General features: G+C 66.3%; 17 protein-coding genes. 3 read left to right on the forward strand and 14 right to left on the reverse strand.

The genetic code is table 11. The features are described from left to right. Positions 1–40 precede the first annotated feature (40 nt). The 9 genes from OEJ36_RS21955 to OEJ36_RS21995 form a co-directional block, all read right to left on the reverse strand. The gene (locus OEJ36_RS21955) at positions 41–2,044 is read right to left on the reverse strand and encodes a DUF1302 domain-containing protein (protein ID WP_263403349.1); all 2,004 of its coding nucleotides are present in this window, start codon (positions 2,042–2,044) and stop codon (positions 41–43) included. Between the two features lie 527 nt (positions 2,045–2,571). Beyond that, a complete protein-coding gene (pepN, locus tag OEJ36_RS21960) occupies positions 2,572–5,232 on the reverse strand; it encodes an aminopeptidase N (RefSeq protein ID WP_263403350.1) in 2,661 nt (886 codons plus the stop codon). A 76-nt stretch (positions 5,233–5,308) separates the two neighbouring features. After that, the gene (locus OEJ36_RS21965) at positions 5,309–6,145 is read right to left on the reverse strand and encodes a DUF2797 domain-containing protein (protein WP_263403365.1); all 837 of its coding nucleotides are present in this window, start codon (positions 6,143–6,145) and stop codon (positions 5,309–5,311) included. A 14-nt stretch (positions 6,146–6,159) separates the two neighbouring features. Then, complete coding sequence (locus OEJ36_RS21970; RefSeq protein WP_021217390.1) at positions 6,160–6,420, reverse strand: YeaC family protein; 261 nt, start codon at positions 6,418–6,420, stop codon at positions 6,160–6,162. A 105-nt stretch (positions 6,421–6,525) separates the two neighbouring features. After that, positions 6,526–7,449, reverse strand: a complete 924-nt coding sequence (locus OEJ36_RS21975) for a tetratricopeptide repeat protein (RefSeq protein WP_263403351.1) — start codon at positions 7,447–7,449, stop codon at positions 6,526–6,528. Further along, the gene (locus OEJ36_RS21980) at positions 7,449–7,931 is read right to left on the reverse strand and encodes a hypothetical protein (RefSeq protein ID WP_263403352.1); all 483 of its coding nucleotides are present in this window, start codon (positions 7,929–7,931) and stop codon (positions 7,449–7,451) included. The genes OEJ36_RS21975 and OEJ36_RS21980 overlap by 1 nt, the downstream gene beginning before the upstream one ends. Then, positions 7,931–9,280, reverse strand: a complete 1,350-nt coding sequence (locus OEJ36_RS21985) for an ATP-binding protein (RefSeq protein WP_263403353.1) — start codon at positions 9,278–9,280, stop codon at positions 7,931–7,933. The genes OEJ36_RS21980 and OEJ36_RS21985 overlap by 1 nt, the downstream gene beginning before the upstream one ends. Before the next feature lie 42 nt (positions 9,281–9,322). After that, on the reverse strand, positions 9,323–10,297 hold the full coding sequence (locus OEJ36_RS21990) for a metallophosphoesterase (protein ID WP_263403354.1): 975 nt from the start codon (positions 10,295–10,297) through the stop codon (positions 9,323–9,325). Continuing rightward, positions 10,297–11,184: an NAD(+) kinase gene (locus tag OEJ36_RS21995; RefSeq protein ID WP_263403355.1), complete on the reverse strand. Its 888-nt coding sequence runs from the start codon at positions 11,182–11,184 to the stop codon at positions 10,297–10,299. The genes OEJ36_RS21990 and OEJ36_RS21995 overlap by 1 nt, the downstream gene beginning before the upstream one ends. Positions 11,185–11,278: 94 nt before the next feature. On the opposite strand from OEJ36_RS21995, the gene OEJ36_RS22000 reads away from it, so the two are divergent. Then, complete coding sequence (locus OEJ36_RS22000; protein WP_263403356.1) at positions 11,279–12,223, forward strand: DUF1853 family protein; 945 nt, start codon at positions 11,279–11,281, stop codon at positions 12,221–12,223. A gap of 148 nt (positions 12,224–12,371) precedes the next feature. On the opposite strand, the gene OEJ36_RS22005 is transcribed toward OEJ36_RS22000, so the two are convergent. The 5 genes from OEJ36_RS22005 to OEJ36_RS22025 form a co-directional block, all read right to left on the reverse strand. Next, positions 12,372–13,478 (reverse strand): cyclic nucleotide-binding domain-containing protein, encoded by a 1,107-nt coding sequence (locus tag OEJ36_RS22005; protein ID WP_263403357.1) that lies wholly within the window; start codon positions 13,476–13,478, stop codon positions 12,372–12,374. 4 nt (positions 13,479–13,482) lie between these two features. After that, the gene (locus OEJ36_RS22010) at positions 13,483–14,454 is read right to left on the reverse strand and encodes a 1-aminocyclopropane-1-carboxylate deaminase/D-cysteine desulfhydrase (RefSeq protein WP_263403358.1); all 972 of its coding nucleotides are present in this window, start codon (positions 14,452–14,454) and stop codon (positions 13,483–13,485) included. A 65-nt stretch (positions 14,455–14,519) separates the two neighbouring features. Then, positions 14,520–15,890, reverse strand: coding sequence for a chromosome partitioning protein ParA (locus OEJ36_RS22015; RefSeq protein ID WP_263403359.1), 1,371 nt, complete (start codon positions 15,888–15,890; stop codon positions 14,520–14,522). Positions 15,891–16,101: 211 nt separating this feature from the next. After that, positions 16,102–16,533, reverse strand: coding sequence for a nuclear transport factor 2 family protein (locus OEJ36_RS22020; RefSeq protein ID WP_021217400.1), 432 nt, complete (start codon positions 16,531–16,533; stop codon positions 16,102–16,104). 65 nt (positions 16,534–16,598) lie between these two features. Continuing rightward, positions 16,599–18,635 (reverse strand): NADPH-dependent 2,4-dienoyl-CoA reductase, encoded by a 2,037-nt coding sequence (locus tag OEJ36_RS22025; protein WP_263403360.1) that lies wholly within the window; start codon positions 18,633–18,635, stop codon positions 16,599–16,601. Between the two features lie 203 nt (positions 18,636–18,838). On the opposite strand from OEJ36_RS22025, the gene OEJ36_RS22030 reads away from it, so the two are divergent. Together OEJ36_RS22030 and OEJ36_RS22035 are read left to right on the forward strand one after the other, a co-directional pair. Continuing rightward, entirely contained in the window at positions 18,839–19,969 is a 1,131-nt protein-coding gene (locus tag OEJ36_RS22030) for a carbon-nitrogen hydrolase family protein (RefSeq protein ID WP_263403361.1), read from the forward strand. Then, the gene (locus tag OEJ36_RS22035) at positions 19,966–21,003 is read left to right on the forward strand and encodes an AraC family transcriptional regulator (RefSeq protein ID WP_263403362.1); all 1,038 of its coding nucleotides are present in this window, start codon (positions 19,966–19,968) and stop codon (positions 21,001–21,003) included. Before OEJ36_RS22030 ends, OEJ36_RS22035 begins: the two co-directional genes overlap by 4 nt. Positions 21,004–21,325 lie beyond the last annotated feature (322 nt).

Raw genomic sequence — 21,325 nt, forward strand, 5'->3', positions numbered from 1 at the left:
TTCAGCGGCGGGCACCCGCAGGTGCCCGCATTCTTTCTAGTTAGAAGGAGTACTTGACGTTGACGCCGATGTTGTCGCGATCGCGGCTGGAGTTGTTCTGGCCAGCGCCATAGAACTCGGTGTACTGGATCTCGCCTTCCAGGCTGTTCAGGTAGCTCGCCTTGAGGCCGACGGTGTAGGCCTTGCGACCTTCGATGAAGTTGCCGGTCTGGTGGGAGTTGCCCTGGAAGTCGTCCTTGTACACGACGAACGGGGCAAGGTTCACACCGGCATACACGTCGTTCCAGGTACCGGACAGAACGAGGGTATAGCCGTAGGCGTCCTTGTTGACCTGATCGCCACGATCACCGCCGGACACGTAGGAGCTGTTGCCGCGACCGGAGTAGTAGCGATTGACGCCGTTGTAACCGGTGTATTGCAGGTCGCTGCCACGCAGATGCTCGGACGCCAGTTCGGCCACGCCGATCAGCGAGTCGAAGCTCAGGCTGGGTCCGAAGTTGTGAATGGCGCCCAAGGAGGTGTTGAAGACCTCGACGCGCTCGTAGTTGTGGATCGAGTCGCCGAGGCGAACGGTATTGCCAGCGATCTGGGCCGAGCCGTTCAGGCCACCGAGCGCACTGGAAATCGGACCGGTATTGACCAGCTTCGCAGCCTGACCGATCAGGTCACCCAGCAGGTCGTTGGTGGTGGCGATGCCGATCGGCATGTTCGGGCGGTAGGCCAGCTCACCGAATACCGAGGTTTCCTGGATGGTGGTGTTGAAGCTCAGGCCGAACATGCGGATGTCTTCAGCATATTCACGACGAGCCTGGACGTTCGCCAGGGTATCGAGCGTCGCCAGACCACCTGCCGCCTGGATGTTGGCCGGGGTCAGGCCGCCCGGCAGAAGACCGGCGACGGTATCCAGGTTGACGCCCTGGTAGTTGCCCAGGTCGGCGTAGATGCTCGGCTCTTTCGCGTGATAGTTCACGTAGTAGAAGCCGAACTCAGTCGAATTGAGTTCTTCGGCGATATAGCGGAATGCAACGCCGTACTGGCCGTCGTTCTTCGCATTCAGGTCAGTGCCGATATTGGCAACCTTGACGATCTGGTTACCTGGATAAACGAAGTTCTTCCCACCAGCGCACAGGCCACCCACCTGACCAGCACACAGGCCGCCAGCACCGGCGTTATAGAACTGCACGAGAGAGGCTCCGCCCAGGGCAGCCTGAGGAGCGGTCAGTGCACTACCAGCCAGGCTGGTGTAGGCGGTGTTGCCGCCATCCGCGAAGAGGTCGGTTTCGGAGAAGAAGGTGCCGCTCGGGTCGATGGCGCTTTCCTTCCAGTTGAACTGGTAGAAGGTTTCCATGGACAGGTTGTCAGTCAAGCCGACGTTGAAGCTCAGCGCCTCGACCGGAACCAGAACCTCCTTCAGCTCAGAACCTGGCAGGCGGAACTTGGCAGCGTCCAGCGGGTTGGTGGTGTTGATGCCACCACGGTAGAAGATGCCCTCGCCCCAGTTGAACACCTGCTTGCCGATACGACCGGTGACCGGCATGTCGGCGATATCCCAGTTGCCATAGAGGTAGGCGTCGAGGATCTGCGCATCACGCCCCGCCTTGTGGCGGGTGTCGTGGGTGAAGCGATCGTCCTTCGGATAGCTCTGGCTGGGTTGACTCGGGCTGTTGTTGTCGTAGTAGTCGCTGCGCTTGTCCATGATCTGGGTGTCATAGAAAGCGGTGCCGCGGATGAACAGACCGTAGTTCTTGTAGGTCGCTTCCAGGTCGGAAGTGATCTTGTACACCTCGGAAACCAGGCCGGTATCGAAGTTACGGTTACCGTCGTTGGTGTTGATGTCGTTGTTGGTCTTGTCCTGGCCCTGGACACGCCACAGTTGACCGTAGGAGACGGTGGTGTCGATGGAACCGCTGATCTCATCGTCGGCGAAGCTGAATTCGACCGCCTGGGCCTGGACGGCGCACATCAGGGGCAGGAGACCGGCGAGGGCGAAACCGGCCTTGGCCGGCGCGAAGCGCAACAGGGGCTTGCGGGACTTGAGTTCCATCGAGACTTTACTCCGTGGACAGATCATTCATTTGTTATTACGGCCCCGTCTGGCAGGGACGCTGTTCAGCCGCTCGAGCGACCTTGTTAGTGGCGTGGGCCTGGGCACCAACGCGTCTGAACCGCGCCCTCCAGCGATTATTCGCAATGAAAGGGCCTGGAACGGCGTCGAGACCTGCAACCATGGTGCCAAGTTCACATTTCCGGGGCGTTATATTTTTCTGAACGAAGGGACAGATAATTTTCAAACGAGTGACTGATCATCCACTGATCAAATCCGACGAATCGGCCGATTTTGTCCTACAAGCTGGCTCGATTTGTCACTCAAAACCACACCTATAGCGCTTGCGCGCTCATACCTCGATCACCCCGTCAAGCAGGAAATGCCATGGAACAGGTCATTTACGCCGCAACGTTCGAGAGGTTATTCCTTTGAGTAACAAAAAAGTGTTACCGGCAGATTGCCAGTAACACTTGTTGACGCCAGGGAAACGGCAGCGGAACCGCGAGCGCGGTTCCGGGGAGGGGTCAGGCCAGGCTCTTGCTCAGCACTTCATAGACGTCGCTGGACAGTTCGCCGGAGGCGAGGATGCGTTCCAGCTCGGCGCGCATCAGCTTTTGCCGCGCCTCGTCGTACTTGCGCCAGCGGGTCAGCGGCGCCAGCTGGCGCGAAGCGATCTGCGGGTTCAGCGCGTTGAGGGTGATGACGTGATCGGCGAGGAAGCGATAGCCGGCACCATCGGCCCGGTGGAAGTTCACCAGGTTCTGGTTGGCGAAGGCGCCGATCAGCGCACGCACCTTGTTGGGGTTCTTCAGGGTGAAGGCCTTGTGGCCCATCAGTGCCTGCACCCGCTCCAGGCCACCTGGCAGGGTGCTGCCGGCCTGGACGCTGAACCACTGGTCCATTACCAACGGGTTGTCCTTGAAGTGCTCGGCGAAGCCCGCCAAAGCCTTGGCCTTCTCCGCCTCGAAGCCGGAATTGACCAGCACCGAGAGCGCGGTGAGGCGTTCGGTCATGTTGTCACAGGCTTCGAACTGCTCCAGGCAGGCGTCGAGGATCTCGGCCTTGCCACTGAGCATCAGATAGGACAGCGCGATGTTCTGCAGGGTGCGCCGGGCGAAGTGCTCGGCGGAGGCGACATAGGGCGTCTCCCGCGAGATGGCACGATTGGCCTGGTAGCGCGCCAGCAGTTGCGGGAACAGCGCGTCACTGATCGAACGACGGGTGAACTCGCGGGCGGCGTGGATGGCATCGACGTCGGCCACCTCGCTGATCTCGGTCAGGTACGCCTCGCTGGGCAGCGAGAGCATCTCGGCGACCATCGCCTGGTCCAGCGACTCATCCTCCAGCAGGGTGCGGAAGGCCAGCAGCAGGCGGGTATCCAGCGCCAGGGCCTCGCCACGCTGGTGCTGGCCGATCAGCTCCTGCAACACCTGCACGGAGAGCTGCTGGCCCGCGTCCCAGCGATTGAAGCCGTCGCTGTCGTGCTGCATGAGGAACATCAACTGGTCACGGCCGTAGGGGAAGCTCAGCTTCACCGGGGCGGACAGCCCGCGTAGCAGCGACGGCAGCGGCTTCTCGGCGATGTCGACGAAGGTGAAGGTCTGCTCGGCCTCGGTCACCGAGAGCACCCGGTTGCCGCCCTGGGCCTTGTCTTCGCCGGCGAGGCGCAGCGGCAGGTCGTTGCCCGCAGCGTCCAGCAGGCCCAGTTCCACGGGGATGACGAAGGGCAGCTTCTCGGCCTGGCCGGGGGTGGCCGGGCAGCTCTGGCGGAAGGTCAGGCTGTAGGTCTTGGCCGCGGCGTCGAAGGCTTCCTCGACGGCGAGGCGCGGAGTGCCGGCCTGGCTGTACCAGCGCTTGAACTGGGTGAGGTCGACGCCGTTGGCGTCCTCCATGGCCTTGATGAAGTCATCGCAGGTCACGGCCTGGCCGTCGTGGCGCTCGAAGTACAGGTCGGAGCCCTTGCGGAAGCCTTCGGCGCCCAGCAGGGTGTGGATCATGCGTACCACTTCCGAACCCTTCTCGTAGACGGTCAGGGTGTAGAAGTTGGAGATCTCGATGAACGAGTCCGGGCGCACCGGGTGGGCCATGGGGCCGGCGTCCTCGGCGAACTGGTTGGTGCGCAGGAAGGCCACGTCCTCGACGCGCTTGACCGTGCGCGAGTTCATGTCGGCGGAAAACTCCGCGTCGCGGAACACGGTGAAGCCTTCCTTCAGCGACAGCTGGAACCAGTCGCGACAGGTGACACGATTGCCCGACCAGTTATGAAAGTATTCGTGGGCCACGACGGCCTCGACCCGCTGGTGGGCGGCGTCGGTAGCGGTTTCCGCCCTGGCCAGCACGCAGCTGGAGTTGAAGATGTTGAGCCCCTTGTTCTCCATGGCGCCCATGTTGAAGTCGTTGACCGCGACGATCATGAAGATGTCCAGGTCGTACTCGCGACCGTAGACCTCCTCGTCCCAGCGCATGGACTTCTTCAGGCTGTCCATGGCGTGCTGCACCTTGTCGATGTTCTCCGGCTCGACATAGATGCGCAGGGTCACGTCACGCTGGCTCATGGTGGTGAAGACGTCTTCCACGCACCAGAGGTCGCCCGCCACCAGGGCGAACAGGTAGGCCGGCTTCTTGAACGGGTCTTCCCAGGTCGCCCAGTGGCGACCGCCCTCCTCCGCTCCGCTGGCCACCGGGTTGCCGTTGGACAGCAGCACCGGATAGCGATGCTGTTCGGCGCTCAGGGTGGTGGTGAACTTGCTCATCACGTCCGGGCGGTCGAGGTAGTAGGTGATCTTGCGGAAGCCTTCGGCTTCGCACTGGGTGCAGAACATGCTGCCGGACTTGTACAGGCCTTCCAGTGCGGTGTTGCTCTCGGGGTGGATGCGCACCGTGCTGTCGAGGGTAAAGGAGTCGGCGACGGGCTGCAGGGTCAGGTGGCTGTCGGTCAGTTGGTAGTCGGCGGCGCCGAGCTCGCGGTCGTCCATGGACAGCGCCAGCAGCTCCAGTTGCTGGCCGTCCAGCACCAGCGCGGGCAGGCTGCCGTTGGCGCGCTCCGGGTTGCGGCGCATCACCAGTTGGGCGTGGACCAGGGTGTGGTCCTCGTGCAGCTCGAAGGTCAGGGTGGTCTCGTCGATCAGGTAGTCCGGCGCCTGATAGTCCTTGAGGTGGATGACTTTCGGTTGTTCGGTTCGCATGCTTGCCTCTCCGAGGCAGCCCGGGCGCCATGCCCCGGCTGCGGTGTGTGACCCTGCCGGGCGGGGCGGTGCAGCCTTACGGCTCGCTGCTCGCCACCACCTGGTAGGCCGTGAACTTGCGGATGTTGATGACCCCGGTGTCGAGGATCAGGTACTGGCCCTTGATACCGCGCAGGGTACCCTCCACCACCGGCGTCTTGTCCAGATCGAGGCTCACCACCTTGGTCGGGTAGGCCTCGACGGGGTAGCTGATCTCCAGCGGCTCGATGTCCTCGATCTTCCGCACCGACTGCAGGCCGAAGCGCTGCTGCAGCGCCTGGATGCCGGCGTCGCAGGCTTCGAATATCGCTTCACGCACCGCGGGCAGGTCCAGCGCCTCAGCCTCGCCCTTGAGCAAGGCGCGCCAGTTGGTGCGATCGGCCACCTGGCTGCGCAGCAGGTCCTCCACCAAGCCGGACTGCTGGCGGGTGGCGACGCGCATGATCGGCAAGGCCTGGCGGGCGCCTTGGTCGATCCAGCGGGTCGGCACCTGGGTGGCGCGGGTGATGCCCACCTTGATGCCCGATGAGTTGGCCAGGTAGACCACGTGATCGGTCATGCAGAACGACTCGCCCCAGGCCGGCTCGCGGCAGGTGCCGGCGTCGTAGTGGCAGCGCTCCGGGCTCATGATGCAGCTGTCGCACTGGGCCAGTTTGGTGAAGCAGGGGTAGCAGTAGCCCTGGGCGAAGCTCTTCTTGGTCTTGCGCCCGCAATGGGAGCAATGGATGGCGCCGAGGAACTCCAGGCGGATGCGCCGGCCCAGCAGCGGGTTGACCGCCACCTGTTCATCGCCCAGGCGGAAAGCGTACTGCACGACCGGTGACCCCAGTTGCGCCGACATCTTGCTCAGCGCACCGCGCCCCAGTTCCTGCATGGTGGACTCGCTCATCAGTGGATCGAGTCGGACTTGAAGAGGATGTTCTCGATCTTCTCGGACTTGGAGCCGCACTCCTGCGGGCCCATGTAGCCGGTGCGCTCTTCCTCCGGAAGGTTCTTCAGCTCCCAGGCGATGACCGCCTGCAGGCTGAGCTCCTTCTGCTCCTGGGTCAGCTTGCGGCCGTCGGACCACTTGCCGATCTCCACGGCGAGCTTGAGGCTCTGGTAGACATCCTCGGTGATGTTGCTGATCAGCTTGGCGAAATCGGACACGGTGACTTCCTGAAGGGCGGCGGAAACGAGCGCACATTCTAGCGGCCCCGCCGGCATTGCGCACCGACGCCGGTCAGTGCACCAACACCTAAGAGGACTCGGAAATCAGAAGTCGCGTGACAGCTTCACCTGCTCCAACTCCTTCTCCAGCGAGCGGCGGAATATCTGCGGCCCGGCGAAGCTGTACACCACGAAGCCCAGCCAGGCCCATTCGATGGCCTGGGCCAGCGTCTCGTGGCCGTTCTGGTTGCTGGCGATCACCACCACCCGGTAGAGCACGAACATGCCCAGCAGCACGATGATCGAGCGGGTCGGCCCCAGCTCGGACATCCACGAGTTATAGCGCCACCAGAGCCCCATGAAGGGGTTGCTGCGCGCCTTGACGGCGGACATCAGGTAGAGCGCGGCAACGTCGTTGGCGTTCTCGCGCAGGGCCCAGATCGCATGCTCCCGAGCGCCTTGCAGGTCACCCCGGCGCAGCAGCAGGTGGCCCATGGTGACGATGGCGCCGGGATGATCGGCGCGCAGTTGCAGCGCCTCGCGGGCGTAGCGCTCCGCCGGCTCCACCTCGCCGCGCAGGCGATGGTAGTGGGCCAGGGCGGCCAGGCAGTCGGGGTTGTCCGGCGCCAGCTCCAGGGCCCGCTGCAGGCTCGGCAGCTGCTGGGCACGACGGCCCATCAGGTCGGCGAGTTCGGCGCGGGCCAGGTGGTAGCCGGCTTCCTGGGGGTTCATCTCCAGCACCTGGTCCAGGTGCTTCTCGGCCAGCTTGAAGCGCCGCCGCGCCATGGCCACGCGGGCCGCGACGTAGTGGGCGAACTCCAGTTGCGGGTCGGCCGCCAGGGCCAGCCCGGCTTCGCGCTCGGCGGCGTAGGCGCGGCGCATCAGCAGCAGGCACAGGGCGAGCAAGGCATGGGCCTCGGCGTGCTCCGGGTCATCGCTGAGCAGTTGTCGCAGGCTGTTGATCGCACCCTCGGCATGGCCGCTCTGCAGGCGCTGATAAGCCAGGTGCAGCAGGTTGGTTTCATTCATCAGCTGAGCACCAGGAACCAGAGGGTGAAGGGCAACAGGTTGAGCACCAGCCCACGCAGGAAGAAGGCTCCGAGCAAGACCACCGGCAGGCCGAAGCGATTGAGCACGCCGCCGTAGTACTGGTAGAGCTCGATGGTGGAGGCCTGCATGACGAACAGCGCGTAGCCGATGGCCAGCTTCCACACCACCAGCACCAGCATCGCGTACTGCAGGCTACCCTTGTCGAGGATGCCGCCCTGCCACAGGTAGAGCAGGCCGAAGGCCAGGCCCAGGCTGCCCAGCAGGCCGATGGCGGCCAGTGCCGCCTCACGGACGCGTGTCGGGCTGCCCACGGCCATGCCGTTGAGCACGAACCAGGGCAGGCCCAGCCAGGCGCCGCCCAGCATCAGGCCCAGCAGCGGCCACAGCGGCTCCACTGCCAGGCGCGCCAAGGCGCCGGGGCGGGGTTCGTCGTCCAGCCGATAGAGGTTGCGGTTGTCCATCAGCGCCCCTTGCCGTGCTTGTCGAGGAAGGCCAGCACCTCGTCGTACTGGCCGCCCTCGTTGGAATAGCGCGCGTAGTTGCGCGCGGTGGTCAGCCATTCCAGGGTGGTGGCACGTACCTCCTTGAGGGCCGCCTTGAGGTGGCGGTCGGTCACCGGCTGCTCGCGGCCTTCGGCGATGGATTCCTCGATGGCCTCGTCCACCGCCGTCTCCACCAGCTCGCGCAGGTCGGCGCCGGAGAAGCCCGAGGTGCTGCGGGCGAGGAACTCGTAGTCGATCTCCCCTTCGCTGGGCCGGTCAGCCATCAGCATGCGCAGCAGGCTGGCGCGTGCGGGGCGGTCCGGCGGCGGCACGAACAGCACCCGGTCGAAACGGCCGGGACGGCGGAAGGCGGCGTCCACCGACCAGGGCACGTTGGTGGCGGCAAGAATCAGCACGCCGTGGTTGGACTGGGCGAAGCCGTCCATCTCGGTGAGGAACTGGCTCACCAGCTTGGACGAAGTGGCTTCGCGGGTGTTGGTACGGCGCCCGCCCAGGGCCTCCACCTCATCGAAGAAGAGCACCGCCGGCGCCTTGGCCCGGGCTTCCTCGAACAGGGCGTGGAGCTTGCGCTCGGACTCGCCGATGTACATGTCCAGCACATCGGAAATGGCGACGTTGAGGAAGGTCGCCTTGCACTCCCCCGCCGTGGCGCGGGCCAGCATGGTCTTGCCGCAGCCCGGTGGACCGTAGAGCAGGATGCCGCCACCGACGCGCTTGCGGAAGCGCTGGAATAGCCCCGGCTTCTGGTACGGCAAGATGATCTTCTTGTGGATGGTCTTCTTCAGCTCGTCGAGGCCGCCGACATCGTCGAAGGTGAGGGTCTCGGCGTTCGGCGTCAGCAGGCGGGTGGTCTCGGCCTTGTCGGTGTCGTCGTTGGAGATGACACGCAAGCGCGGGCGCCCTTCGCCGCCGCGGAAGTCCACCACCGAAGCATTGAGGCGGCGCTGCAGGGCGACGTCCTCCAGCGCCGGGCTGGCCTCCACCGCAGCGCGGTACTCGCGCAGGCCTTCCTCGCGGCGCTCCAGGTCGGCCAAGGCGCGGGCACGCAGCAGGCGCTCGGCCGGCTCGTCACCGCCCAGCAGGGCCAACGCCCGCTCGGCTTCACCGGCACCCAGGCACAGGCGCGCGGCTTGCTGGCGCAGCGCCGTGGCATCGAGACGGGTGGCGAGCCCCTCGGGCAGGAAGGCCAGGCCCCGGGCGCATTCGTTGCGCTCGATCCAGGCCGGCAGCAGCAGCGCCAGCAGTGCGTCGTTGTCGGGAGACGCCGACAGCGCCGCCTCCAGTTGAACCAGTGTCGCGTCATCCATAGTGCGCGAGGACTCCATTGAACGATTCAGGGCGGGCGCCGCTCAATGCGGCGCTTCCGGGCGCTCCACCTCGACCCAGACGAACTTGTCCGGGTCCAGCCGGGTTTCGGCATCCAGCCGGTAGGCCACCAGCTTGCCGTACATCACCGCGCTGTAGTCGAGGCAGGCGAGATTGGGGCGGATCGGTGCCGGGCGGCCCCGGCGCCAGTAGTGGCCGACGAACAGCAGCGGCTCGTCGGCGCCGTAGTTGAGCAGCGCGGATTTCTGCGCCGCCGAGAGCGGTTGGCGGGCCACCTGCTCGGGCAACGCATCGGGCTGGAAGACCACGTCGCCGTAGGTCTGCGGGTCTTCCTCCCAGAACTTGGTGCGGAACACCGAGCGGGTGAAGCCGTCGCTGCCGGTCAGGGTCATGCCGCTGGGCAACGGCATGTCGGTGCCGCGCAGCAGCCGGTTGAACACGCGGAAGGCAAAGCTGCCGCGCTCGGCGGCGGCCTTGATGAAGGCTTCGTCGACCCGGCCATCGGGGTGCAGGGTGCGCAGTGGCTCGATCAGTTCGTTGTCCCAGCAGGCGTGGACCATGCGGAAGTGGCCGCCGTCGATGAACAACGGCAGCTCCTGGAACCAGCCGAGGAAATCACGCCAGTCGCCCGGGTGGCCCTCGAACTGCTCCAGGGTCTCCTTGAGCAGGCGCGCGTGGCGCGGCGTGTGTTCATGGACGAACTGGCGCCCGCTGCCAGGCGCCGCCGGGGTGCTCCAGCCGATGGCATTGAACTCGTGGTTGCCCATGATGCAGCGCGCCTGCCCGGCCTCGACCATGGCGTGGACCAGGTGCAGCGCCTCGCGGATGCGCGGGCCGCGGTCGATGATGTCGCCGAGGAACAGCGCCATGCGCCGGGGGTGCTGCCAGACGTCGCCGTGCTTGCGGTAACCGAGGCGATCGAGCAAACGCTCCAGGGTGCGCGCGCAGCCGTGCACATCGCCGATCAGGTCGTAGCCGCGCACGGCGTCGAGGTTCATCAGTCGCCACCACCCAGGCGGCTGCCCCAACCCAGCTTGGTGCGGCAGACCTCGTAGTAGTTGTGGTCCAGCGGGTGGATCAGGCGCAGCTTCTGCGGCTTCTTGGCCACCGTGATGGTGTCACCGGGGGCGCAGGTGAAATGGTTCTGGCCGTCGCAGGACACCAGCGGGTAGATCTGCATGTCCGGCGAGACCACGATCTTCAGTTCGCTGTTGCTGTCGACCACGATCGGGCGGCTGGACAGGGTGTGCGGGTACATGGGCACCACGCCGATGGCGTCCAGCTTCGGGTGCATGATCGGCCCGCCGGCGGACAGCGCGTAGGCGGTGGAGCCGGTGGGCGTGGCGACGATCAAACCGTCGGCCTTCTGGCTGCAGACGAACTGGCCGTCGATGTGCAGTTCGAACTCGATCATCTTGGTCGACTTGCCGGGGTGCAGCACCACGTCGTTGAGCGCGTCGCCCTGGCCGATGGCCTCGCCGTGGCGGCGCACCTCGGCCTCCAGCAGGAAGCGGCTCTCCACCAGATACTGGCCGTCGAGCACCTCGGCGACCTTGATCTCCAGCTCGTCCGGCTTGATGTCGGTGAGGAAGCCCAGGCTGCCCCGGTTGATGCCCAGCACCGGCACGTTGTGGCGGGCCAAGGCGCGGGCGGCGCCGAGCATGCTGCCGTCGCCGCCGACCACGATGACCATGTCGCAGACCTCGCCGAGAATCTTTCGCGAGGAGGTCTGCAGGCCGTGGCCCGGGAGGACTTCGGCGATGGTGTCTTCGAGGATCACATGCAGGTGGCGGTCCAGCAGGAATCGTTTCAGGCGGCGGATGGTATCGAGCACATGGGGGCTGCCCAGGCGACCGATGATGCCGATATTGCGGAATTGCTCCATGGGGCTCCAGCAGGGCTCTGCAACGGGGTGGAATGCTCGGATTATGGGCGAAAGCCCGTGACAGCGGCAAACCAGCCTCGACTATGCTCGCAGCATGCATCCCTTCGCCGCCCTCGCCGCCCTGCCCCGCCATTTGCGCCAGAACGTCGTGCGTGACCTGGCCTGGGTGCTGCTGTCACCGCCCCTGCTGGCCCAGGCGTCCTGGTGCCAGCGCCATCCGCTCAGCGCCAGCACCTGGGCCGCCGAACCGGCGCGCCTGGTGGCCTGGCTGGAACAGCAGGACGCCGCGCCCGCCGAGCTGGAGCACTGGCTGAGCCTGGGCTCCAGCCGGCGCCTCGGCCTCTATTACGAGCGCCTCTGGCAGTTCGCCCTGGTGCACGCGCCGGGCATCCGCCTGCTGGGTGCCAACCTGCCGGTGCGGGTGGCCGGCCAGACCCTCGGTGAGCTGGACCTGTTGCTGCAGGACGAGGAAGGCGTGCATCACCTGGAGCTGGCCATCAAGCTCTACCTGGGACCCCGCCATGGCCAGGGCGAAAATGCCTCGCAGTGGCTCGGCCCGGGCAGCCTGGACCGCCTCGACCTCAAGCTCGAACACCTCGCCCAGCACCAGCTGCCACTCTCCTCCAACCCGGAATGCCGCCCGCTGCTGGAGGAACTCGGCGCCTGGCCGGCCAGCGCCGAACTGTGGCTGGGTGGCTACCTCTTCTACCCCTGGCCCGGTGACTGCACCGCGCCCCAGGGCGCCCTCGGCGAACACCTGCGCGGGCGCTGGCTACGGCGTAGCGAAATCACCGACTTTCTCACGCAAAGCCCCGAGGCCGCCTGGCAACCCCTGGAGCGCCACTCCTGGCTGGCGCCCGCGCTGTGCGAACCTGCGGACCTCTGGCCTCGCGAGCGGTTGGAGCGCTGGCTGCTGGAACTCCCTGCAGACGCCCCCGCACGCATGCTGGTACGCCTGGAGGATGCGGGGGATCGATGGGAAGAGCGGGAGCGGGTGTTCCTGGTCAGCGATCGCTGGCCGCAGACGGTGGGAGGCTGAGAGCGAGAAGCTGGAAGCTTGCCAGCATGTAGGCCGGGAGCAACCCGACAGCTATTCGCGAGCAGAGCTCGCTCCTACGGCAAGCGAGCCCGGCCTGCACCCGTGGGAGCGAATTTATTCGCGATAAGGCGAACCCTGGAAACCGGGTTTACCGGCTGCGCTCGGTCCGCCCGCCGGAACGGGCCAGGTAACCGGCGCCGTCTTCACAGAGCAAGGCGTCGCGCTGCACGGCGGGCAGTGCATCCAGGCCATCGCGCAGGGCATAGGCCTTGAAGCCCAGCTGGGAGAGGAGGAACACCGCGCTGGCGCTGCGCTTGCCGCTGTCGCAGTAGCACAGGTAGTCCTTCTCGCGGTCGAGCAGGCGCGCCTTCAGGCGCAGCAGGTGCAGGGGCATGTTCAGCGCCTGGGGGGCATGGGCGCGCTCGTATTCGTCCTGCAGGCGCACGTCCAGCCATTGGCCACCAGTGGCCAGCAGGCGCGACGCCTCGCCGAGGGACACTTCGTCCACCACCGGAGCCTTGAGCAGGGCGAAGAAGTCCTGGCGATCCAGGCGCAGCACCACGCCATCTTCCAGCAGGGTGACGGTGGCGTTGCGCGGCCGGTCGGAGAGCAACGCCTCCTCGCCGAAGCAGGCACCCATATCCAGTTCGGCGAGCACCTGATGCTCGCTGCCGGCACCACGGATCACCTCGGCGCGGCCCGACTGCAGGAAATAGCAGCAATCCCCCGCCTCGCCCTCGCGCAGCACTTCGCTGCCGGCGGGCAGTTCGATGCGCTGCAGGCGCGCCACCATCTCCTGCACGTTGGCCGGCGGCACCTTGGCGAACAGCGGGTTCTCCAGCAGGCGTTCCAGCCATTCCTGGTCGCCGTCCGGGTCCAGTTGCAGGAGCAGGTCCTGATAGGCCGAGCGCCAGGTGATCAGGCGCGCCAGAGTGGCGCTGTCGATGGCCAGCACGCTGACTTCGGTCAGTGCCAGGGCCTCCTGCAGGCGCGGCAGGCTGGGGGACAGCGGGTGGCAGCTGGCTTCGCTGCCGGCGACCAGACGCTGCTCGCTACCATCGGCATCGCGCAGCTGCAGTTCACCGGCCAGCAGGTAATAGGTCAGCCGCGCCTGGTCGCCCCGGCGGAACAGGGCCTGGCCGGCGAGCAGCGGCTGCGGTACCAGTTGGCTGCGCAGCTCGCGCCACTGCTGCTCGGACAAGGCATTGAGCGGCGTCAGGCTGCGCAGTTGGTCCGGATTGAGCGGTTCGGTCATCCCATCATCCTGAGGAATCAGCTGAGGTGGCAGTGTAGCCAGCCAGTTGCAACAGGCGCGGCAACATGGCTCGACGGCCTTGCAGGCCACCGGTATGCAACATGATCACGCGACTGCCGGCGGCAAGGTAACCGGCCTCCACGTACTGGCGCAACGCTATTAACGCCTTGGCGGTGTAGAGCGGGTCCAGCTCGATGCCGGTGCAGGCCTCGAAGTCGAACAGCGTCGTCGCCAGCTCGGCATCCACCCGGGCGAAGCCGCCACGGCTGGCGTCCAGCAACCGATAGCCGGTATCGGCGGCGCCAGCCTCAGCCAGCAACGCCCGCACCTGCTCGGCGACGCCATGGCCAGGCGGCACCGCCAGGGAACCGAACACCGGGTGGCGCCCGCCCTCCCCCAGCACCAGGCCGGCCAGGGTGGTGCCGGTACCGGCCGCCAGCCAGAGCGCGTCGTAGTCACCCCAGCCGAGGCTCGGCAATTGTTCGTCGATCATCGCCACCAGCGGTGCGCAGCCCAGGGCGCCCGGCAGGCCGCCGCCCCCTTCGGGCACCTGGACGAAGCCCGGATAGCGCGCCGCCCAGGGCTCCCAGAACCCCGGCAGGTTGCGTGCGCGGTAGCCGCCATAGCCGAGCCAGTGCAATTCCATGCCCAGCTCGCGCAGGTCGACCACCGTCGGCGTCTCCACGGGTTCGCCACGCAGCAAGCCGACACAGGGGAAACCGAAACGCCGCCCCGCCGCCGCCAGGGCATGCAGGTGGTTGGAATGGGCGCCGCCCAGGCTGATCACGCCCTCGGCGCCCTGTTCGGCAGCGCGGGCCAGGTGCGGCACCAGCTTGAACCACTTGTTGCCGCTCACCAGCGGATCGATGCGCTCCAGGCGCAACAGGGCGAGGCTCACCGACGCGCGGTCGAGCCAATCGAGACGGATAGGGTCGAGGCTGGCACTGGGCGTCCAGTCGGGCAAGCGAAGGGGCAAGGCGGAGTCCGGCAACGGAGCGGTGAAGAGCGGCAGGATACGGCAGGCGCCGCCCCGCCGCGAGATCAGCTGACGGTGCGCAAGCGGCTGCTGGCCTTGTGGCGCGCGCAGCAGTTGGAATCACCGGCGACGAAGCGGCTGGGCGAATCCACCCGGTCGATGGGCATGGAGCAACGCTCGCCGCTGGGCAGGGCCGCTTCGCAGGTGGGTTGCTGGTAGTGGGTCAGCCACTGGCGGTACTGGGCCTCGGAGACGAAGCACTTGGACGCCGCATAGGCCAGCGGGTTGTCCTGGTAGCGGGCGACGTCCTGCAGCGGGATGGTCAGGTGCCCGGCACCCGGGTGATAGACCACGAAGACCACGCCGAGACGGGCCAGGCGCTCGAGGATCTGGTCGCCCCCCTGGTTCACCAGTTGCTCGCGCTCCTGCTTGAGGCGGTCGATCTCCTGCTGCAGTTGGGCGTCCAGCTCGTTGCGGTAGGCGAGCTCGACGTCGCGGATGGCGATCTGCTCCTTGTAGTCCATCACTGCGGCGGCGATCTTGGCCTGCATCTCGCTGTCGAACTGCGAACGCAGGATGTCCACCTCGGTGCGGCCGTGACGCTCCAGCGCACGCAGCTGCTGGCTCATCTCCTCGCGGGACTTCTGGAAGCCGTCGGTCTGGGTGAGCAGCTGGCGCTTGAGGTCGGCGTTGAGTTCTTCCTGCTGACGCAGGTTCTGCTGCAGGCCCTGGATCTGCTCCTGCAGGCTGCGCGCCTGTTCTTCGGCGGAGAGGCGGTATTTGGCCAAAGCCTCTTCGTTCTGCTGGCCGAGGCTGGCAATGCGCAGGCGCTGCTGCTTGATCAGCTGCGCGGTCTTCAGGCGGTGTTCCTGCTCCAGCTTCTGCGCCAGTTGCTCGGCCACTTCGGCGGACGCATCCGGCGGCGCATACCACTTGTCTTCGGGGGCCATCTGCAGGCGCTGGGGCTCGACCGCCTGGGGCTGGTCGTCCTCCACCATCAGGCCGAGGCCGTTGCGCTTGACGGTATCCCGCACCAGGGCCAGGTCATTGCTGCCCGGGGCCAGGTTCGGGTCCCACATGTGCATCTGGTGCCAGGACACCGGGCACTGGCTGCGGCAGGCGAGGCGGATCGGCCCGGCGCCCAGGTCGGGGCCGCGGCCGGCGCGTTCGGCAAGGTGACGCAGGGGCATGTTCCAGCCGGTGTCGGCCTGGCCCTTCTCGTCGAAGTCCAGGTAGAAGAACACCAGGGAACGGACCAGCAAACGGGGGTTGATCAGCACATACGCCAGGCGCATCTGCTCATCGGCGTACTCGGGCATGTTCACCACACCGTCGAGCATCGCCTCGAATTCGGGGAAGAGCATTTCCTTGCAGACGCCACGCTCATTGAAGAACAGCACGGCTTCAACCATCTGCGGCTTGTTCTGCATGCTCATCGGTTTCCCTCTAGGCCAACGCGGTGAGTCCCTGGGCGGGACGGGTGACATTCCTGTCGGTGGTGCTACGCCTGGGAGACAGGCGTACATCCTGATTCACGGAGTCTAGGGGAAAAAGCGCAACGGGCAATGTGACTGGGTTGGCACTCGACCCGCCCCCATCGGGGAGCGGACCGGGCGCACAGTGAAAATGTGATGGGGTTGGAGACTTTCAGCTTTTCATCGCGGCGAGATAGGGCGCCAGACGGCGTCCCATCTCCTCGCCGAGGGCGGCAAGACCGCTCATCGGGCGGATCATCACCTCGAAATCAACGATCTTGCCCTGCTCGTCGAAGCGGATCATGTCGATACCCTTCAGCTCGCGCTCACCGACCCGGGCACTGAATTCCAGCACCACGCTGAGGCCATCGGCGCTGGCCAGTTCGCGGTGGTAGGCGAAGTCCTCGAACACCTTGATCACGGTATTGAGGATCAGGTTGACCGCCTGCGCGCCCGGGTAGGGCGTGTGCGCCATGGGCGAGCGGAACACCGCCTGCGGGTGCAGCAGCTCGGGCAGCTGGCTCAGGTCCTGGCTGGCGATGAACTGGTGCCAGCGCTGCAGGCTGGCGGCCACGGCGGGATTCAATCGGGCTTCGAGGGACATCGGCTACTCCTTGTTTTTATCAGCCTATAAACAGAACGCCCCGCACGAGGCGGGGCGTCTTTCCATCAGAGTTCGGCGGCGAGGCGCGAGCCCTGGTTGATGGCGCGCTTGGCGTCCAGTTCCGCCGCCACATCGGCACCCCCGATCAGGTGCACGCTCTGGCCGGCGGCGACCAGGCCGTCGTGCAGCTCGCGCAGCGGGTCCTGGCCGGCGCAGATGACCACGGTGTCCACCGGCAGCACTTGCGGCTCGCCTTCGGCGATGCGGATGTGCAGGCCGGCGTCGTCGATCTTCAGGTACTCCACCGCGTTGAGCATCTGCACGTTCTTGTTCTTCAGGCCCGTGCGGTGGATCCAGCCGGTGGTCTTGCCCAGGCCGTCGCCGACCTTGGATTTCTTGCGCTGCAGCAGGAACACCTGGCGTGCCGCCGGGTGCGGCTGGGCCTTGATCCCGGCAACGCCACCACGGGCCTCCAGGTCACCGTCGATGCCCCACTCCTTCCAGAACGCGTCGCGGTCCTGGCTGGTGGCCTCGCCTTCATGGGTGATGAACTCGGAGACGTCGAAGCCGATGCCGCCGGCGCCGATCACCGCGACCTTCTGGCCCACCGGCTTGCGCTGCAGGATGGCGTCCAGGTAGCTGATCACCTTGGGGTTGTCGACGCCGGGGATTTCCGGGGTGCGCGGGGCGATGCCGGTGGCGAGGAGCACCTCGTCGTAGCCGCCCTTGACCAGGTCATCGACGCTGACGCGGGTATTCAGACGCAGGTCGACACCGGTGGTTTCCAGCTTGCGCTTGAAGTAGCGCAGGGTCTCGTAGAACTCTTCCTTGCCCGGCACGCGCTTGGCGACGTTGAACTGGCCACCGATCTCGGCGGCGGCGTCGAACAGGGTCACCTGGTGGCCGCGCTCGGCGGCCACGGTGGCGGCGGACAGGCCCGCCGGGCCGGCACCGACCACGGCGATCTTCCTGGCCTGGGTCACCGGGATGTAGTTGAGCTCGGTCTCGTGGCAGGCACGCGGGTTGACCAGGCAGCTGGTGAGCTTGCCGCCGAAGGTGTGGTCCAGGCAGGCCTGGTTGCAGCCGATGCAGGTGTTGATCTCGTCGGCACGGCCTTCGGCGGCCTTGTTGACGAAGTCCGGGTCGGCAAGGAAGGGGCGGGCCATGGAAACCATGTCGGCGTCGCCTTCGGCGAGCACCTGCTCGGCCACTTCCGGGGTGTTGATGCGGTTGGTGGTGATCAGCGGGATCGAAACCTCGCCCTTGAGCTTGGCGGTGACCTTGGTGAAGGCAGCACGCGGCACCTTGGTGGCGATGGTGGGGATGCGCGCCTCGTGCCAGCCAATGCCGGTGTTGATGATCGTGGCGCCAGCGGCTTCGATGGCCTTGGCCAGGATGACGATCTCTTCCCAGGTGCTGCCGCCTTCCACCAGGTCGAGCATCGACAGGCGGTAGATGATGATGAAGTTCGGGCCCACGGCCTCACGCACGCGGCGGACGATCTCCACCGGCAGGCGCATGCGGTTCTCGTAGCTGCCACCCCAGCGGTCGGTGCGCTGGTTGGTGTGGGCGGCGAGGAACTGATTGATGAAGTAGCCCTCGGAGCCCATGATCTCGACGCCGTCGTATTCGGCCTTCTGCGCCAGTACCGAGCAGGTGACGAAGTCCTGGATCTGCTTCTCGATGCCTTCCTCGTCCAGCTCGCGGGGCTTGAACGGGTTGATCGGTGCCTGGATGGCGGACGGTGCGACGGACTTGGGGCTGTAGGCATAGCGGCCGGCGTGGAGGATCTGCATGCAGATCTTGCCGCCCGCCTCGTGCACCGCCTGGGTGACGACGCGGTGCTTCTCGGCTTCTTCCTCGGTGGTCAGCTTGGCTGCGCCGGAGTAGACACCACCCTCCTCGTTCGGGCCGATGCCGCCGGTGACCATCAGGCCGACGCCGCCACGGGCACGCTCGGCGAAGTAGGCGGCCATGCGCTCGAAGCCGTTGGGCTTCTCTTCCAGGCCGGTGTGCATGGAGCCCATCAGGGTACGGTTGCGCAGGGTGGTGAAGCCCAGGTCGAGGGGCGCGAGCAGGTTCGGGTAGGCGGAAGCGGTCATGGATGTCTCCACAGCGGGCGTTGCATTCACGGAATGCCGCGGCGTCTTGGGCCACGGTCGGTTTATGGGGCAGACGATAGTCAGCCAGCCGGGCGCGCTCAATGATCGAAAGTGACAACTTATTGATCCAAACGCACAGGGCGACTTGGCAAGCGCCATGCGCTCCCCTACCCTGACCGGCACATTCCTCAATGCCGAATCCCATGCGCAAACTGCTGATTGTCCTGGCCTCCGCCCTGTTCGCCGGCGTGCTGGTCAGCTATGCGATCTGGACCGACGAGCGCCCGGTCGGCCACTACCTCTCCGACCTGCGCAGCGAGGTTGCCCTCAACCTCGGCGAGCCCGGCGAGCGCGGCAACCTGCTGGGCATCCAGCCCGAACTCTTCGCCGCCGACTATCAGAGTGTGGACCGCCTGCGCCTGAAGCTCGCCGCCTACCTGGAGAAAGCCCGCAGCGAAGGGCTGCTCAACGAGCGGACCATCGTCGTGCTGCCCGAGCACATCGGCACCTGGCTGGTGGCCGCTGGCGAGAAGAACCAGGTCTACAGCGCCCACAGCCTCGACGACGCCATGCTCTGGCTGGCGGCCGCCAACCCGATGAAACTGGCCCGCGCACTAGTCGCGGCCGAAGGCGAACAACGCTTGGTCGATGCACTCTTCCGCATGAAGGCGACGCGCATGGCGGGCGACTACCAGGCCCTCTTCGGCGGCCTCGCCCGGGACTTCGGCATCACCCTGGTGGCGGGCTCCATCCTCCTGCCCGAGCCGCGCATCGAAGGCGGCAACCTGCTCGCCGAAAGCGGCCCGCTGTACAACGTCAGCCTGGTGTTCGACCACAAGGGCCTGCCCATCGGCCAGCCCCAGCGCAAGCTCTACCCGATCCAAGACGAACAGGGCTTCACCGCCGCCGCAGGCGCCGAACAACTCAAGGTGCTCGACACCCCGGCCGGGCGCCTGGGCGTGCTGATCTGCGCCGACAGCTGGTACCCGGCGGGCTACGCGGCACTGCGTGAACAAGGTGTGGAGCTGCTGGCGGTGCCGGCCTTCCTCAGCGGCAACGGCAGCTGGAGCAAGCCCTGGAACGGCTATAACGGCGCACCGGCGCCGAGTGACGTGAAGCTGCGCGCCGGCGAACTCAGCGAAGGCGAAGCCTGGCAGCGCCTGGCCATGGCCGAGCGCCTGCCGGACAGCGGCGCCCGTGCCGGGCTGACGGTGTTCCTGCGCGGCCAGCTGTGGGACCTGGGCAGCGACGGCCCCGGCCTGGGTACCGATGCCAACGGAACCCGCGTGGCCGATGCCGGGCGTGGCGCCCGGCTGTTGAACATCTGGCTATGAAGCCCACGCGGGTGCGCCTCGGCGACCTCTCGGTGGGTTTCGTGCAGAACCTCGCCGACGCGGTGCGCGAGGCCGGCCAGGACCCAAGCCCCCTGCTCGCCCAGTACGGCCTGGATGCCGCGCGCCTGGCCGAGCCACGTGGGCGCCTGTCGATCCCCCGCTACATGCGCCTGGGCCATGCCGCCATGCAACTGATCGGCGACCCGGCCCTGGGCCTGCTCATGGGGCGCATCAGCCGCCTCAGCCAGGTCGGCCTCACCGGTGTCACCGCCATGCAGGCGCCCAACGTGCGCGAGGCGGCGCGCACACTGATCCGCTTTGAACCGCTCTATGCCCACAACTACCGGGGCCAATCGAGCTTCCACGAGGACGCCGGCGGTGCCTGGCTGCGCTTCTATTCCATCAGCCCCTACAACGCCTACAACCGCTTCGTGGTGGACTCCGTGCTGGCCAGCTGGGCCTGCCAGTTCGGCGCCCTGGTGGGCCAGCCGCTGGTGGTGGAGAAGGTGGAGATCGAGTTTCCCGCCCCCGACTATGCCGAGCGCTACACCGAGCTGTTCGGCTGCCCGGTGGAGTTCGGTGCCAATGCCAATCAGCTGCGCCTGTCGCAACCGACCCTGGCCCTGCGTGGGCGCGAGCATTGCCCCAGCACCTGGCGGCAGTTGCTGGAGCTCTGTGAACAGGATCTGGAGCAGCGCACCCGCACCCGCAGCCTGCGCGAGCGCATCACCCAGTTGCTGGGGCCGCTGCTGCACGGGCGCGAACCCGACCTCGAAGAAGTGGCCGCACGCCTGCAACTGCCGACCTGGACCCTGCGGCGCAAGCTGGCCGAGGAAGGCACGCAGTTCCGCAGCATCCTCAATGACACCCGCCGCGACCTGGCCATGGCCTATATCCGCGACACCGAGCTGGCCTTCGGGGAAATCGCCTACCTGCTGGGCTTCGCCTCGGCCGAGGCCTTCCAGCGTGCCTTCAAGCGCTGGAGTGGCAGCACCCCCGGGGAATTCCGCCGCGCGCAACGCCAGGCGGGCTGATCACATCTCGGTGGCGTCGTCCGCCGGTTCCACCGCGTCCTGCTCGCTGGCGTGGAAGTCGAGAATCTCTTCCTGATAGTCATCCATCGTCGCTCTCCTTTTTCTGTCGTCCCCTGAATGAAACAAGGAACGTGCCAATAGAGTAACGAGCGCGGGTGACCGAAAAATTAACCCAGGGCAATGCCCGGTGCGATGAGCAGGCGCAAGGCGCACTTTTTTCCAGGCAAAGAAAAAGCCCCCAGGTATTTCTACCTGAGGGCTTTCCTTTATATGGCGCAGCGGACGGGACTCGAACCCGCGACCCCCGGCGTGACAGGCCGGT

Source organism: Pseudomonas sp. PDM13 (assembly GCF_025685765.1).
Classification (GTDB): domain Bacteria; phylum Pseudomonadota; class Gammaproteobacteria; order Pseudomonadales; family Pseudomonadaceae; genus Metapseudomonas; species Metapseudomonas solani.

Excerpts from the sequence above, each read along its gene's own strand:
- OEJ36_RS22015 (WP_263403359.1), bottom strand. The coding sequence starts at position 15,890 with ATGAGCATGCAGAACAAGCCGCAGATGGTTGAAGCCGTGCTGTTCTTC.
- OEJ36_RS22005 (WP_263403357.1), bottom strand. The coding sequence starts at position 13,478 with ATGACCGAACCGCTCAATCCGGACCAACTGCGCAGCCTGACGCCGCTC.
- pepN (WP_263403350.1), bottom strand. The coding sequence starts at position 5,232 with ATGCGAACCGAACAACCGAAAGTCATCCACCTCAAGGACTATCAGGCG.
- OEJ36_RS21985 (WP_263403353.1), bottom strand. The coding sequence starts at position 9,280 with ATGGATGACGCGACACTGGTTCAACTGGAGGCGGCGCTGTCGGCGTCT.
- OEJ36_RS22020 (WP_021217400.1), bottom strand. The coding sequence starts at position 16,533 with ATGTCCCTCGAAGCCCGATTGAATCCCGCCGTGGCCGCCAGCCTGCAG.
- OEJ36_RS21975 (WP_263403351.1), bottom strand. The coding sequence starts at position 7,449 with ATGAATGAAACCAACCTGCTGCACCTGGCTTATCAGCGCCTGCAGAGC.
- OEJ36_RS21990 (WP_263403354.1), bottom strand. The coding sequence starts at position 10,297 with ATGAACCTCGACGCCGTGCGCGGCTACGACCTGATCGGCGATGTGCAC.
- OEJ36_RS22000 (WP_263403356.1), top strand. The coding sequence starts at position 11,279 with ATGCATCCCTTCGCCGCCCTCGCCGCCCTGCCCCGCCATTTGCGCCAG.
- OEJ36_RS22035 (WP_263403362.1), top strand. The coding sequence starts at position 19,966 with ATGAAGCCCACGCGGGTGCGCCTCGGCGACCTCTCGGTGGGTTTCGTG.
- OEJ36_RS21995 (WP_263403355.1), bottom strand. The coding sequence starts at position 11,184 with ATGGAGCAATTCCGCAATATCGGCATCATCGGTCGCCTGGGCAGCCCC.
- OEJ36_RS22025 (WP_263403360.1), bottom strand. The coding sequence starts at position 18,635 with ATGACCGCTTCCGCCTACCCGAACCTGCTCGCGCCCCTCGACCTGGGC.
- OEJ36_RS21980 (WP_263403352.1), bottom strand. The coding sequence starts at position 7,931 with ATGGACAACCGCAACCTCTATCGGCTGGACGACGAACCCCGCCCCGGC.
- OEJ36_RS22030 (WP_263403361.1), top strand. The coding sequence starts at position 18,839 with ATGCGCAAACTGCTGATTGTCCTGGCCTCCGCCCTGTTCGCCGGCGTG.
- OEJ36_RS21955 (WP_263403349.1), bottom strand. The coding sequence starts at position 2,044 with ATGGAACTCAAGTCCCGCAAGCCCCTGTTGCGCTTCGCGCCGGCCAAG.
- OEJ36_RS21965 (WP_263403365.1), bottom strand. The coding sequence starts at position 6,145 with ATGCAGGAACTGGGGCGCGGTGCGCTGAGCAAGATGTCGGCGCAACTG.